Raw genomic sequence first — 14,342 nt, 5'->3', positions numbered from 1 at the left:
GGAGTGAGCACGCACTCCCCTCGGTCAGACTTGGATCTGGCCAGCCAACTGCTGGATCTTGATCACCACGAATTCCGCCGGCTTGAGCGGAGCGAAAGCCACCAGGATGTTCACCACACCTCGATTGATGTCGTCCTGGGTGGTGGTCTCGCGATCGCATTTGACCAGGTAGGCCTCGCGGGCGGTCTTGCCCTGGAAAGCCCCCTGGCGGAACAGGCTGTTCATGAAGGCGCCGAGGTTGAGGCGTATCTGCGCCCAGAGGGGCTCGTCGTTGGGCTCGAACACCACCCACTGCGTGCCGCGGTAGAGGCTTTCTTCGAGGAACAAGGCAAGCCGGCGCACCGGTATGTACTTGTACTCCGATGTCATCTGGTCGGCGCCACGCAGGGTGCGCGCCCCCCACGACACCGCACCGTATACCGGAAAGGTGCGCAGGCAGTTCACGCCGAGCGGGTTGAGGCTGCCGTTTTCGCGATCGGTCAGCGGGTAGTTGACGGCCTGAACACCAACCAGGGTGGCATCGGTGCCGGCCGGGGCCTTCCACACCCCACGGTCGCCGTCGGTGCGGGCGTAGAGTCCGGCGATGGTGCCGGACGGCGGGGTCAGACGCAGCTTGCCGTTCTTGAGCGGGTCGGCGATGTACACCCACGGGTAGTAGACCGCGGCGTGATCGGACTTGGGCAAGGCGGTTCCTGACACGGCCGCCACCATGTCCTCGGGCGAGGCCACGGACGGGGGCGCGTCGATGACGAAGAAGGCTCGTCGCTCCTCACAGTAGGCCGCCGCGTCCATCAACACGCCGGTATCGGTGACCCCGGGCAGACAGAGGATGTTGAACAGGTCCACCTCTTCAAGCGCGTAGATTCCCGTGCGGGCGGCACGATCGGCGATGAAGGCCGGGTAGACGTCGGCCGCGCCATAGGGCATTTCGTTACCGCCCTGCAGGGTGGCGTTGACGGGCAGCACGGTCGTCGAACCGGCCAGCAGGTGAAGTTGGTCGGCAATGCTGTTGAGCGGCGGCGCCGTCACGGCAATGCTCGCGCCGGCCCCTTGGGTGCCGGTGGCCAGTACCAGCTTGGTGCCGCCATCCACGCTGCAGGTGAAGTACTTGTACGCCGGGTTGCTCGGCTTGAGTGCGCGGACGGCGGACTGGATGCGTGCCGCCACGTCGGCCAGTTTGGCCGCCAGGTTGGCGCCGGCGGCGGCCGTATCGCCGATGTTGACGACATCCGGGCCGTTGCCGTCCAGGCTCAGGCGGAAGCTGGTATGCGTCGCGTCCGGCAAGGCATCCAGATCCGTGGCGCCGAAGGTATCGCTCTTCAGCATGGCCGGATCGGGCACCGGAACCGGGCGGATGGCCGCCACCGCATCGATTTCCGTCCCCCCCGCCTCGCTGCCTAGGCCGAGCACCGCACTGGCATTGTTCTTCTGCCCCGGCAGCACGCGCACGCTGGAGAATTCGCCGCCGACGCCGGACTTCATCTGGATGGTCTGGGTACCGGCGGGACGGGCACAGGCAAAGCTCTGGTAAGCCAGCTGGCTGTTGGCCTGGGCCTGGACCTTGGCCTGGATGGCGGCGCAAATCGCGTCGAGCCGCTGGGTCGGCGTACCGCCGCCGATGTCGGCCGGCAGCGCAATCACCACCTTGACCGGCGGCAGGCCGTTGACGCTGACGCGGAATTCATTGTGATTGGCATCGAGCAGCGTCGCCACGTCGGCGAGGGTGGCGCTGCTCGAGGTGCCGGCGGCCAGCCCGTCCAGGGTCGCCTGGTTGACGAGCCGGGTCAGCTTCACCAGTTGCGAGACGCCATTGACCTGATCGAGAGCGTAGCGGGCATCCGCGGAGTTCATCGAGAGGTTTTCGTAGCGTTCGGTACGACCGTCCGAGACGCGGGCGAAGGTGAGGTTGAAGGTGCTGCCCGGATTGCTGGTGAGGTAATCGACCCGCACCTCGATGCCGTTGCCGGAAGAACCGGCATCGAGCGCGGTGGCCTTCAGCACATTGGCGGCGCTGGCGTTGAGCAGGATTTTTTCAGCGGCGGTGGCATCCTTGACGATGCGTACCGCGTACGCCTCGGTGCCGCCGTTCTGGAAGAACTGGCGCACGGCGTAGCCCATCTCCGAATCCAGCGCCAGGCCACCGAAGCGTCGCTCGTAATCGGCAAAGCTGAACAGGTGCACGGCCTTGTTGATGGGACCGCGCGGGGCGGAACCGGCAAAGGCGGCCACTGACGTGGCGACCCCGGTAATGGTGCGCACGCCACTCGGCAGTTCTTCGAGATAAACGCCGGGGTAGCTGAGTTGAGCAGTCATGGGGGCGACTCCTTAACGTGAAAGCGAAGTGCAGCCGAACAATGTCATGATTCTTCTTGAGAAAATGCCATTGCCGCTCGCCTCACGCGTAGCCCAACCACGACCACCCCCAATCCGGATGTGGCAATAAGGCACCTCGAACGGGTCCGTTTTTGCCTCTTCCGTGCGCGAAACTATTTGGCAGTGAGTTATCTATAGATACCCTTTTTACGCACTACAAATAGATTTTTTGTGACATCAACATAATGATTTACAGACTTGAAAGCGTCTTATTTAGAACGCTTTCACACGGCCACAGCGGGATCGAGCGCAAGGCACGGCGCAGCCTTACCTCGGGCCAGCGGAGGCCTGCTGAGTTTGAGCATGACAGCGCGGGAAACGAGGGCCTCGCCTTACTCCACCACAACCATGCCCGGTGGCAAGCAGGGCCAAAAACCGCCGCCCGGCCGCCTCCGCTGCGGCAATGACGACCGGGCAAGATGGGAGCCTAGCAATGGCGGCGGGAGGCGCTGGAGTGCTTTGCGCCGCTCACACAACAGCGTAGAGCGGGAGGGACGCGCCATCACGCCCCTCCCGACCTGCCGCCCTGGCAAGGTCTGGGGAGTGGCTCAGGCCGACAACTCGGCCACGTAGCTCTGGATGATGGCGGAGAAATCGAGCCCGCCGTGACCATCGGCGCTGAAACGCCGGTAGCACTGCTCGGCCAGCGCGCCCAGCGCCAGCGGCAACTCGATTTCGCGCGCGGCTTCGTTGGCAAGGCCCAGGTCCTTGAGCATGAGGTCGGTGCCGAAGCCGCCCTTGTAGCCGCGGCTCGCCGGGGCATTCTCCATGACCCCGGGCCAGGGGTTGTAGACCTCCAGCGCCCAGTTGCGTCCCGAACTCTTGGCGATGATGTCGGACAGCACCTTGGGGTCGAGGCCGTTCCTGACGCCCAGCGCCAGCGCCTCGGCGGTGCCGGTCATCAGGATGCCGAGCAGCATGTTGTTGCAGATCTTGGCGGTCTGGCCCGCGCCGCTGGCGCCGGCGTGGAAGATGTTCTTGCCCATGGCTTCCAGCAGCGGACGGGCACGCTCCAGATCGGCCGATTCGCCGCCGACGATGAAGGTGAGCGTGCCGGCAGTGGCGCCGGCGGTGCCGCCGGAGACCGGGGCATCGAGCATGCAGAGACCGGCGACCCGGGCCGCCTCGGCCACCTTGCGCGCGCTGGCGGCGGCGATGGTGCTGCAGTCGATCACCAGCGTGCCTTTGGGCAGGCGGGCGAACAGGCCGTCCTCACCCAGGTACAGCCCTTCGACGTGCTTGCCGGCGGGCAGCATCGAGATCACCACCTCGGCCCCCGCCACGGCATCGGCCGCGCTGCGGGCGGCACGGGCGCCGGCGGCCTGCAGCCTGGCGAGCGCCTCGGCCGAGAGATCGAAGGCGCTCACGGCAAAGCCCTTGTTCTGCAGATTGAGGGCCATGGGGCCGCCCATATTGCCCAGCCCGATGAAAGCGACGTGTTGCATGGTGTTTCTCCTCTGATGGCGTGTTATTTGAGGTCGGCCAGCGGATGCTCCGTGGCCGGCCATGGGCTGATGAAGTGGCTTTCCACCCAGCCGTCCGGGATGGCGGCCAGGGTCGGGTAGTGCCAGTGCGGCGCGCGGTCCTTGTCGACCAGCAAGGCGCGCACCCCTTCGCGGAAATCAGGCCGGGCGCAGAAGTTGACCGACAACGCCAACTCCATGCGCAGCGCTTCGGCCAGCGACAGGTGGCGGGCGCGCCGGAAGATTTCCCAAGTGGCGGCGGCCGAGGTCGGGCAGCCTTGGGCAAAGCTCCTGGCCGCCGCGGCAAGCCAGGGGTCTTCGAACGCGGTGCCGGCGAGCGCCGCCGCGACGGCGTCGAGGCTGCCCAGGCTCATCAGGCGCTGCACCGTGAGCAGGTTGCGCGCGCAGTTCGCGTCCGGCATCGGCTCATGATGCGACGCTGCCAGCGCACTCAACAGTGCGCTCACCATGCCGTGGTGCCGCACCGCCGGGCGGGACCAGTCGGCCCGTTCCAGCTCCCGCAACAGGGCCTCCTGGCCGTCTTCGGCCAACATGTGGTCGGCCAGGTTGCACAGCAGGGCATCGTGCGCGTTGAGCGGTGCGCCGGTGAGGCCGAGGAACAGGCCGAGCCTGGCCGGCATGCGCGGCAGGAACCAGCTGCCGGCTACGTCCGGGTAGAGGCCGATAGTGATTTCCGGCATGGCGATGCGGGTGGAGGGCGTGGCCACGCGGTGGCTGGCCCCGGCCATCAGTCCGAGCCCGCCGCCCATGACGATGCCGCCGCCCCACACGATCAGGGGCTTGCGGTAGCGGTGGAGGTGGTAATCGAGCCGGTATTCCTCGCTGAAGAACGCCACGGCGTCGGGGTTGGGGGTGCGGCTGTCGTCCAGCAGCGCCCGGCGCAGCGAGCGCACGTCGCCGCCGGCACAGAAGGCCTTGTCGCCGGCGCCGCGCAACACCACAGCAACCAGGCCAGGGTCGGCTTCCCAGGCGCTCAGCCGCTGCTGAAGCAGACGGATCATGTCCAGCGTCAGCGCGTTGAGCGTTTTTCCTACGTTCAACGTGGCGATGCCGAGGCGATGGCCGCTGGCGGTGGCGCGTTCTTCGAACAGGACAATGTCTTGCATTGCGGAGTCCCTCAATAGCCTGTTGTCCGTGGCGATCAGCGCAGCGTCTCCAGCGCGCCGTCCTGCAGCAGCCGGCGCGCGACGATGACGCGCATGATCTCGTTGGTGCCTTCCAGGATCTGGTGCACGCGGCTGTCGCGCAGGTGACGCTCGAGCGGGTATTCCTTGATGTAGCCGTAGCCGCCGAACAGCTGCAGCGCCTCGTTCACCACCTTGAAGCCGGCATCGGTGACGAAGCGCTTGGCCATGGCGCAGTAGGCCGTGGCGTCCGGGCTGCCGCTGTCGAGCTTCCAGGCAGCAAGGCGCACCATCTGGCGCGCCGCAACCAGTTCCGTGGACATGTCGGCGAGGCGGAACTGCACGGTCTGGAACTCGGCCAGCGCCTGGCCGAACTGCTGGCGTTCCTGCACGTAGCGCGCGGCGGCTTCCAGCGCGGCCTGGGCTGTCCCCACCGAGCAGGTGGCGATGTTGATGCGCCCGCCGTCCAGCCCCTTCATGGCGAAGGTGAAGCCCTGCCCCTCCTCGCCCAACAGGTTGGCCGAAGGCACGGCCACGTTGTCGAAGGTGATGGTGCGGGTGGGCTGCGAATTCCAGCCCATCTTCCGTTCCTTCTTGCCGTAGCTGATGCCAGGCAGATCGGCCGGGACCACGAAGGCGGAGATGCCCTTGGCACCGGTGCCGCCGGTGCGCGCCATCACCACCAGCACATCGGTGCTGCCGGCGCCGGAGATGAAGGCCTTGCTGCCGTTGAGGCGGTAGACGTCACCGTCGCGCTCGGCGCGGGTGCGCAGGTTGGCGGCGTCCGATCCGGCGCCGGGCTCAGTGAGGCAATAGCTGCCCAGCTTGGCGCCGCTCGCCAGTGCCGGCCCCCACTGCTCGGCCACTTCCGCTCGGGCAAAGCTGCCGATCATCCAGCTCACCATGTTGTGGATGGTGAGGTAGGCGGCGGTGGAGGTGCAGCCGGCGGCCAGTTCCTCGAACACGATGGCGGCGTCGAGCCGCGTCAGCCCCAGCCCGCCGTACTGCTGCGGCGTGTACAGCCCGCAGAAGCCCATCTCGCCGGCGCGGCGCAGGGTGTCCTTGGGAAAGACTTCCTCCTCGTCCCAGTGCGCGGCGTAGGGCGCCAGCTCGTGGCGGGCGAACTCGCGCGCGCTGTCCTGGAAGGCGATCTGTTCTTCAGTCAGTTGGAAATCCATAGTCATTCCTTTTATCAAGCTTGTTCCAGTAGGCGAGCGAGCCAAAGCAGGTTGAGGAAGGACGGAGCGCAGGAACCGCAGTGGACATGTGGTCCATGAGGATTCCGTATCGCTGAGCGAATTACTGCGTGCAAAGCTTCGATTTGCTCAGCATAAATTCGCACGCAGTCCGGCCCGACCTCGAGATGCGCAGGCGCAGCCGCCTAATGGGACGGGCGATCAGTTCAGCGAGATGGTGGTATTCACCTTGCCGCTGCTGGCCGCATCGTCGAACCAGCGGCTGGTGACGGTCTTGGTCTGGGTGTAGAACAGGACCACCTGCTTGCCGTACGGGCCCAGATCGCCCAGCTTGGAGGCGCGCGAACCGGTGAACGAGAACAGCGGCACCGGCACCGGGATCGGCACGTTGATGCCGACCTGGCCGACGTCGATCTCCTCCTGGAACTTGCGTGCCGCGGCGCCGCTCTGGGTGAAGATGGCGGTGCCGTTGCCGTTGGGGTTGGCGTTGATGAGTTCGATGGCCTGGTCCAGGGTGTCCGCCGCCGTGAGGCACAGCACCGGCCCGAAGATTTCCTGGTCGTAGATCGCCATGCCGGGCTTCACGCCGCTGAAGATGGTCGGGCCGACGAAATTGCCCTGCTCAAAGCCAGGCACCTTGACGCCGCGCCCGTCCAGCTCCAGCTTGGCGCCCTGCTCCACCCCCTGGGCGATCAGCGATTCGACGCGGTCGCGCGCGGTGCACGACACCAGCGGCCCCACGTCCGGGTTGTCCTTGCCGGGGCCGACACGCAGCGCCTTGGCCTTGGCCACCAGTTCCGGAATCCAGTTTTTCGCCTCGCCCACCAGCACCGCCACGGACAGCGCCATGCAGCGCTGGCCGGCCGCACCGAAGGCCGCGCCGGTGAGCTGGTTGAGCGCCTGCTCCTTGTTGGCGTCCGGCAGCACGATGGCGTGGTTCTTGGCGCCCATCATGCACTGCACGCGCTTGCCGGCAAGGCTCGCCCGGTTGTAGACGTGGGTGCCGACCTTGCTCGATCCGACGAACGAGATCGCCTTGATGTCGGCGTGGTCGCAGATGGCGTTGACCACGTCCGGACCGCCATGCACCACGTTGAGCACGCCGGCCGGGATGCCGGCTTCGATCGCCAGCTCGACCAGGCGCATGGTCACCATCGGGTCCTGCTCGGACGGTTTGAGCACGAAGGTGTTGCCGGTGGCGATCGCCATCGGGAACATCCACAGCGGGATCATCGCCGGGAAGTTGAACGGGGTGATGCCGGCGCACACGCCGAGCGGCTGCAGCACCGAGTAGGTATCGACGCCGCTGGCCACGTTTTCGGCGTACTCGCCCAGTTGCAGGTTGCCGATGCTGGCGGCGTGCTCCACCACTTCCAGGCCGCGGAACACGTCGCCCTCGGCGTCGGCCAGGGTCTTGCCCTGCTCGGCGGTGAGGATGGCCGCCAGTTCCTTCATGTGTTCGCGGATCAGCTGCTGATACTTGAGGAAGATGCGCGCGCGGCTGCCGATCGAGGTTTTCTTCCAGCTCTTGAAGGCCGTCTTGGCGGCGGCCACGGCGGCGTCGACCTCGGCCGGGGTGGCCATCGGCACGCGCGCCAGCACCTCCTGCGTGGCCGGGTTGACGACGTCGCGCCAGACGCTGGTCTGCGATTCGACGAACTCGCCGTTGATCAGGAGCTTGACGGTGGGAACGGTGGTGGAAAGAGTCATGATGAGCCTGCCTTATGGACGAAGTGGGCCAGCCCCCTCGGCGCCAGGGCCGAGGGGATGTGTCGTTAACGGGGAAATGAGAGCGGTATGGGGCCGGTCAGCCCTTGAGCGCCGGGAAATCGTCTTCGAAGTATTCCTGTGGTCCGCGCGCGTTCTCCTCGCGGCGCTGCGCCTCCAGCTTGCGCAATTCGACGCGGCGGATCTTGCTCGACAGGGTCTTGGGCATCTCGCTGACGAACTCGATGCGACGCACGCGTTTGTAGGCCGCCAGCCGTTCGCGCGCAAAGCGGAAGATGGTCTCGGCCAACTCGCGATCCGCCACCTGCTCGGGAGCCAGGATGATGAAGGCCTTGGGTACCGCCAGGCGCACCGGGTCGGGGCTTGGCACCACCGCCACCTCCATCACCGCCGGATGCTCGATCAGCGCACTCTCCAGCTCGAACGGGCTGATGCGGTAGTCCGACGCCTTGAACACGTCGTCGGCGCGGCCGACGAAGGTGATGTAGCCCTCGTCGTCGATCATCGCTGTGTCGCCGGTGCGGTAATAGCCGTCGGCCATCGCCTCGGCGGTTTTCTCCGGGCTATCGGCGTAACCCAGCATCAGCCCGAGCGGGCGCGGTTCGAGCGGCAGCACCACTTCGCCCTCGCTCGCCAATTTCCCATCGGGCCCCATCAGCGCCACGCGGTAGCCCGGCAATGGCCGCCCCATCGACCCCGCCTTGAGCGGTTGCCCGGGGGTATTGCCAATCTGCGCGGTGGTCTCGGACTGGCCGTAGCCGTCGCGCAGCGTCAGGCCCCAGGCCGCCTGGATCTGCTCGATGATTTCCGGGTTGAGCGGCTCGCCGGCGCCCACCAGCTCGCGCAGGTTGAGCCGCCCGCGGTAGGCCGCCAGGTTTTCCTGGATCAGCATGCGCCACACCGTGGCCGGCGCGCACAGGCTGGTGACGCGGCAGCGCTCCAGCACGCCGAGCAAGGCCGGGGCGCTGAAACGCGCCACATTATGGATGAACACGCAGGCACCGGCGTTCCACGGTGCGAAGAACGAGCTCCAGGCGTGCTTGGCCCAGCCCGGCGACGAGATGTTCAAGTGCACGTCGCCCGGCTGCAGGCCGATCCAGTACAGCGTCGAGAGATGGCCGACCGGGTAGCTCTGGTGGCTGTGCAACACCATCTTGGGCTTGGAGGTGGTGCCGGAAGTGAAATAGAGCAGCAAGGGGTCGGTCGCCAGCGTCGTGCCGTCCGGCTCGAAACGGTCCGGGTAGCTTGCGGCGGCGGCGTGTTCGATCCAGCCCGCCGTGGCCGGACCGACCGCGATGCGGGTATAGCCGCCGGCGACGTCGGCGAACTTGTCGAGATGGGCCTGACCCACCACCACGTGGCTGACGCGGCCGCGGTCGAGGCGGTCGCACAGGTCTTCCGGGGTGAGCAAGGCGGTGGCGGGAATCACCACGGCGCCCAGCTTGATCGCCGCCAGCATGGTTTCCCACAGCGCCACTTCGTTGCCCAGCATCAGCAGGATGCGCTCGCCGCGCTTCACCCCCAGGGCGCGCAGATGGTTGGCGACGCGGTTGGAACGCCGCGCCAGTTCGTCGAAGCTGTAACGCTCCTCGCTGCCGTCCTCGTTGACGATCCACAGCGCGGTCGCCTGGTTGCCACGCGCCAGCTCGTCGAAATAGTCCAGCGCCCAATTGAATTCGGTGAGCTGGGGCCAGCGGAAGTCTCGATACGCCGTGGCGTAGTCGGTACGGTGAGTCAGCAGAAAATCCCGCGCGGCCACGAAGGCCTGGCAACGTGCATTCATTGACGTCTCTCTCCTGGATGGAACACCTCCGGCACGTCTCGCTCTGTGCCGGCCCGGTTCGTTTTTTTTGTTGTGCTTCAACCCGCCGAAGCCGCTGGTCTGGGTGGTTGAAAACGAGTATAGATAGGAGAAAATCCATCAGGAATAGACAAAAACACCGGAGCGATATGCAAAAAAACCCTATACCCGTCGACCGGCTGAACTGGGACGACATCAAGTTCTTTCTCGAGGTCGCCCGCACCCACACCGCCAGCAGCGCGGCAAAGCGCCTCGGCGTCGACTACACCACGGTGTCGCGCCGCATCCGCGCGCTGGAGCAGGCGCTGGGCGCCTTGCTGTTCGAGAAGTCACGCTCGGCCGGTTTCGTCCTTACCGTGGACGGGCAACAGTTGCTGCGTTATGCCGAGGCGATGGAAAGCGCCTTGCAGGCCGCCTGTGAAGAGGTATCGGGGACCGGCTTCGCCTTGTCCGGCCACGTGCGCATCGGCTGCACCGAGGGTTTCGGCTCCGGCTTCGTCACCCCGCAGATCAGCCGCTTTCAGGACCGCTACCCCGACATCACCGTCGATATCCTGCCGGTGCCGCACTTCATCAACCTGTCGCGGCGCGAGGCGGACATCGCCATCACGCTGGAGCGGCCCGAGCGCGGTCCTTACGTGTGCTCCAAGCTGTGCGACTATCGCCTGCTCCTGTACGCCACCCCGGACTACCTGGCACGCCACCCGCCGATCCGGCAGCGGGAAGACCTGGCCGGACACCGCTTCATCACCTATGTCGATGACCTGGCCTTCAGCCCCAAGCTGCTGTACATGGACGACGTGCTGCCCGGCGCCAAGAGCCCGCTGCGCAGCACCAGCGTGATCGCCCAGTACCAGGCCGCGCTGCAAGGCCGCGCCCTGGCGATCCTGCCCTGCTTTCTGGTCGGCGACGACCCGCGGCTGACCCGGGTGCTGCCGGAGCAGGTGGCCGTCACACGGCAATTCTGGATGTACTACAGTGAAGACCTGCGCAAGCTCAAGCGCATCACGCTGGCGGCGGACTACCTGCGTACCTGCGCCCAGCTCAATCAGGATTTCCTGCTCGGCGAGGCGCCCCGGATGAGCTACCTGGAACCCGAGGAAGCGGCATGAAACGAGGCTCTGGCGAAACTATCGCCACGGCGGCATCGCCTGCCGCTCCCGACTCGGCCAGGGCGGCGAAGCAACGCCCGGAAGTACGTTCATGAAGACCCATTGGCTGGTCGGGGTAATGCTGCTGGCGCTGCTGACCTGTTCCGGCTGCGCCCGGCCGCAGTACGGCGAGAACTATTTCATCGAGCTGCGGGGCAGCCCGGTGGTGCGTGGTTTCCGCTACGCCGGCAACGAGCAGAATCCGATCGACGATCTCTGGATCAAGCTGGACAAGGCGGCCCCCTTCCAGTTTCGTTTTCCCGATGGCGCGTGGGTCGATTCCCGGAAGATCACCCGGCAGACCCTGAGCGAACACGGCATCCACATCGATCAGGACGGCACGCTCACCCGGGCCGTCTGGCACCCCGATTTGCCGCTGTGGGCATCGGTGGTGGGCCGACATCAATACTTTTCCTTCGACATCAAATCCGACGGCAAGGTGGACTCCCTGACCCTGGGCGCGTGCGGCTCGGCCTTCAAGGAGATCTTCAGGACGGCGCAGGGCACCCACCCCGTCGGTTTCCCCATGACGGTGAAGGAGCTCGAGCAAATCTTCGGACCGACTTCTCGCGTGGACCGTCTCGCCCTCGTGACCGGATTCAGCTGCTTCTAGACGCAGGCCGGACGCAATGCCCTGACAGGATGAAAAAAGGCGCCCGGAGGCGCCAAAAGGAAGAGACAGACTGGGGTACTTGTCTCGAAAACGATGGCGTGCTGTCGGACTAGGCCAGCCGCCAGGCCGGGGCGTCCTGCAGTGCCACCGGACGCAGGAAGCGCTCCAGCGCGGCAAAGCCCACCGAGGTGCTCTGCGGCTGGGTCGACGACGGCCACGGCCCGCCGTGCTGCTGGGCATGGCACACCGCCACGCCGGTCGGCACGCCGCCAAACAGCACGCGCCCGGCGATGTGCTCTGCCGCGCGCACCAGGGCGCGGTTGTCGGCCGTGTCGTCCTCCACGCCCCACAGGGTCGCGGTAAGCGTGCCGCCGATGGCCTCGAGCACCTCGACCGCTTCGGCGGTGGATTTCACCTTCACCACCACGGCAGCCGGACCGAACATCTCCTCGCGCAGATGCGCGTCGGCGATGAACGCGGTGGCGCTGGTTTCGAACAGGCGCGGCGCAGGGCCGGCACCGTCGGCCGCTGGCTCGAACAGGCTGCGCACGTCGGGATGGCCGGCGATGCGCACCACGCCGTCGTCGAAACCGCGGCGCATGTTGTCGGTCAGCATGCGGTGCGTGGCGATCGGGCGGAGGGCATCGCCCAGCGCGGCGACGAAACGCTCGCTCGCCGGGTGGTCGAACAGCACGATCACGCCGGGACTGGTGCAGAACTGGCCGCAGCCCAGCGTGATCGAGCCCGCCAGCGTTTGCGCCAGCGCCTCGCCGTCACGCTCCAGTACCTGCGGCAGCACCACCAGCGGATTGATCGAGCCCAGTTCGCCGTAGAACGGGATCGGCCGGGCGCGTTCGTTGGCGGCCTTCCACAAGGCGACGCCGCCCTGGTGGGAGCCGGTGAACGCCACCGCGGCGGTGTCCGGGTGCTGCACCAAGTAGGTACCGCCGGCTCGCGAGCTGCTTTCCACCAGGCCCAGCACGCCGGCCGGCCAGCCCTGCTCGGCCAGTACGCCACGCGCCAGTTCATACACGGCGCGGGACAGTTGCGGATGGCCCGAGTGCGTCTTCACCACCACCGGGCAGCCGGCGGCGAGCGCCGAGGCGGTGTCGCCGCCGAGTACCGAGAACGCGAACGGGAAGTTGCTGGCGGAGAACATCGCCACCGGGCCCAACGGCACCTGCACGCGTGTCAGGTGCGGGCGGCCAGCCGGCGGGGCCCCGGCCACCGCGCCATCGTCCACTCGGCGGTACGGCACGCCCTGCTCCACTTCGTCGGCGAAACCGCGCAACTGGAAGGCGGTGCGCGCCACCTCGCCGTTGAGGCGAGCGGGACCCAGACCGGTTTCCTGGTCGGCGATGGCCACCAGTTCGGCCTGCTGCGATTCCAGCGCCTCGGCGAGGCCGCGCAGCAGGCGTGCGCGCCGGGACGGCGTGGCTTCGGCCAACGTGGGGGCCGCGGCCTTGGCCGCCGTCACGGCACGGTCGATCACGGCGAAATCGGGATTGCTTGCAGTCATGGTTGGCTTCCTTGTTAACGCACCAGGCAGGGCTTCTTGTTGTCGAAGCTCCAGCCCGGAATCAGGTATTGCATCGCCGCGGCGTCGTCGCGCGCGCCGAGGCCCTTCTGCAGGTAGAGCTGGTGCGCCCGTTCCAGCGCGTCCCAGTCGAGCTCCACGCCCAGGCCCGGCTTCTGCGGCACCTCGACGAAACCGCCTTCGATCTTGAGCGGTTCCTTGGTGAGGCGGTCGGTGCCCTCCTGCCAGATCCAGTGGGTGTCGATGGCGGTGACCTTGCCCGGCGCAGCGGCACCGACGTGGGTGAACATCGCCAGCGAGATGTCGAAGTGGTTGTTGGAGTGCGAGCCCCAGGTCAGGCCAAACATCTCGCACAGCTGCGCCACACGCACCGAGCCTTCCATGGTCCAGAAGTGCGGGTCAGCCAGCGGAATGTCGACCGACTGCAGCTGGATCGAGTGCGCCATCTGGCGCCAGTCGGTGGCGATCATGTTGGTGGCGGTGGGCAGGCCAGTGGCGCGGCGGAACTCGGCCATCACCTCGCGCCCGGAGAAACCCTGCTCGGCACCGCACGGGTCTTCGGCATAGGCCAGCACGTGATGCTGGTCGCGGCACAGGCGGATCGCCTCCTTGAGCGACCAGGCGCCGTTCGGGTCGAGCGTGACGCGCGCATTCGGGAAGCGCTCGGCCAGCGCGGTAACTGCTTCGATCTCCTCGTCACCGCGCAGCACGCCGCCCTTGAGTTTGAAGTCGTTGAAACCGTAGCGCTCGTAGGCGGCTTCGGCCAGACGCACTACGGACTCGGGCGTGAGTGCCACGTCACGGCGCAGGCGGTGCCAGGCGCTGTCGGCCTCCGGCTCGGCCAGATACGGCAGGTCGGTCTTGCTGCGGTCGCCGACGTAGAACAGGTAGCCCAGCATTTCGACGCGCTCGCGCTGCTGGCCGTCGCCAAGCAAGGCCGCTACCGGCACGCCGAGGAACTGGCCCAAGAGGTCGAGCAGCGCAGCCTCGAGCGCGGTCACGGTGTGGATGGTGGTGCGCAGATCGAAGGTCTGCAGGCCACGGCCACCGGCATCTCTGTCCGCAAAGGACGTCTGCACCGTCTTGAGAATCTGCTTGTAGTGACCGATCGGCTGGCCCACCACCAGCGCGGCGGAGTCCTCCAGCGTCTGGCGGATCTTCTCGCCACCCGGCACCTCGCCGACGCCGGTGTTACCGGCACTGTCCTTGAGGATCACGATGTTGCGCGTGAAGTACGGGCCGTGCGCACCGCTCAGGTTCATCAGCATGCTGTCGTGGCCGGCTACCGGCACCACGCGCAGTTCGGTCACGATGGGAGTTGGGAATTGGCTCATG

The 14,342-nt window shown here is 66.8% G+C and carries 10 protein-coding genes; 2 read left to right on the top strand and 8 right to left on the bottom strand.

Annotated features, from left to right (window positions below; genetic code table 11):
• Positions 1-24 precede the first annotated feature (24 nt).
• The 6 genes from FURADRAFT_RS09745 to FURADRAFT_RS09720 form a co-directional block, all read right to left on the bottom strand.
• The gene (locus tag FURADRAFT_RS09745) at positions 25-2,313 is read right to left on the bottom strand and encodes a phage tail sheath family protein (RefSeq protein WP_008953972.1); all 2,289 of its coding nucleotides are present in this window, start codon (positions 2,311-2,313) and stop codon (positions 25-27) included.
• Between the two features lie 608 nt (positions 2,314-2,921).
• Positions 2,922-3,818 (bottom strand): 3-hydroxyisobutyrate dehydrogenase, encoded by an 897-nt coding sequence (gene mmsB / locus FURADRAFT_RS09740; RefSeq protein WP_008953971.1) that lies wholly within the window; start codon positions 3,816-3,818, stop codon positions 2,922-2,924.
• 23 nt (positions 3,819-3,841) lie between these two features.
• Positions 3,842-4,963, bottom strand: a complete 1,122-nt coding sequence (locus tag FURADRAFT_RS09735) for an enoyl-CoA hydratase/isomerase family protein (RefSeq protein ID WP_008953970.1) — start codon at positions 4,961-4,963, stop codon at positions 3,842-3,844.
• 35 nt (positions 4,964-4,998) lie between these two features.
• Positions 4,999-6,159, bottom strand: a complete 1,161-nt coding sequence (locus FURADRAFT_RS09730; protein WP_008953969.1) for an acyl-CoA dehydrogenase family protein — start codon at positions 6,157-6,159, stop codon at positions 4,999-5,001.
• Between the two features lie 219 nt (positions 6,160-6,378).
• Positions 6,379-7,887: a CoA-acylating methylmalonate-semialdehyde dehydrogenase gene (locus FURADRAFT_RS09725; RefSeq protein ID WP_008953968.1), complete on the bottom strand. Its 1,509-nt coding sequence runs from the start codon at positions 7,885-7,887 to the stop codon at positions 6,379-6,381.
• A 97-nt stretch (positions 7,888-7,984) separates the two neighbouring features.
• The gene (locus FURADRAFT_RS09720; protein WP_008953967.1) at positions 7,985-9,688 is read right to left on the bottom strand and encodes an AMP-binding protein; all 1,704 of its coding nucleotides are present in this window, start codon (positions 9,686-9,688) and stop codon (positions 7,985-7,987) included.
• A gap of 167 nt (positions 9,689-9,855) precedes the next feature.
• Here FURADRAFT_RS09720 and FURADRAFT_RS09715 point away from each other — a divergent pair, with 167 nt between their 5' ends.
• On the top strand, positions 9,856-10,818 hold the full coding sequence (locus tag FURADRAFT_RS09715) for a LysR family transcriptional regulator (RefSeq protein WP_008953966.1): 963 nt from the start codon (positions 9,856-9,858) through the stop codon (positions 10,816-10,818).
• 91 nt (positions 10,819-10,909) lie between these two features.
• Positions 10,910-11,470 (top strand): hypothetical protein, encoded by a 561-nt coding sequence (locus FURADRAFT_RS09710; protein WP_008953965.1) that lies wholly within the window; start codon positions 10,910-10,912, stop codon positions 11,468-11,470.
• 109 nt (positions 11,471-11,579) lie between these two features.
• On the opposite strand, the gene FURADRAFT_RS09705 is transcribed toward FURADRAFT_RS09710, so the two are convergent.
• On the bottom strand, positions 11,580-13,019 hold the full coding sequence (locus FURADRAFT_RS09705) for an aldehyde dehydrogenase (NADP(+)) (RefSeq protein ID WP_268869733.1): 1,440 nt from the start codon (positions 13,017-13,019) through the stop codon (positions 11,580-11,582).
• Positions 13,004-14,341, bottom strand: coding sequence for a glucarate dehydratase (gene gudD / locus FURADRAFT_RS09700; protein ID WP_008953963.1), 1,338 nt, complete (start codon positions 14,339-14,341; stop codon positions 13,004-13,006). Before gudD ends, FURADRAFT_RS09705 begins: the two co-directional genes overlap by 16 nt.
• Position 14,342 lies beyond the last annotated feature (1 nt).

Source organism: Pseudogulbenkiania ferrooxidans 2002 (assembly GCF_000174355.1).
Lineage (GTDB): Bacteria > Pseudomonadota > Gammaproteobacteria > Burkholderiales > Chromobacteriaceae > Pseudogulbenkiania > Pseudogulbenkiania ferrooxidans.
The sequence above is the reverse complement of the archived record's forward strand: the minus strand, read 5'-3'. Positions and strand labels throughout refer to the sequence as shown.

Bases quoted from the DNA above. Each gene is read 5' to 3' on its own strand.
- FURADRAFT_RS09710 (WP_008953965.1), top strand. From the start codon at position 10,910: ATGAAGACCCATTGGCTGGTCGGGGTAATGCTGCTGGCGCTGCTGACC.
- mmsB (WP_008953971.1), bottom strand. From the start codon at position 3,818: ATGCAACACGTCGCTTTCATCGGGCTGGGCAATATGGGCGGCCCCATG.
- FURADRAFT_RS09725 (WP_008953968.1), bottom strand. From the start codon at position 7,887: ATGACTCTTTCCACCACCGTTCCCACCGTCAAGCTCCTGATCAACGGC.
- FURADRAFT_RS09730 (WP_008953969.1), bottom strand. From the start codon at position 6,159: ATGGATTTCCAACTGACTGAAGAACAGATCGCCTTCCAGGACAGCGCG.
- FURADRAFT_RS09720 (WP_008953967.1), bottom strand. From the start codon at position 9,688: ATGAATGCACGTTGCCAGGCCTTCGTGGCCGCGCGGGATTTTCTGCTG.
- FURADRAFT_RS09715 (WP_008953966.1), top strand. From the start codon at position 9,856: ATGCAAAAAAACCCTATACCCGTCGACCGGCTGAACTGGGACGACATC.
- FURADRAFT_RS09745 (WP_008953972.1), bottom strand. From the start codon at position 2,313: ATGACTGCTCAACTCAGCTACCCCGGCGTTTATCTCGAAGAACTGCCG.
- FURADRAFT_RS09735 (WP_008953970.1), bottom strand. From the start codon at position 4,963: ATGCAAGACATTGTCCTGTTCGAAGAACGCGCCACCGCCAGCGGCCAT.
- gudD (WP_008953963.1), bottom strand. From the start codon at position 14,341: ATGAGCCAATTCCCAACTCCCATCGTGACCGAACTGCGCGTGGTGCCG.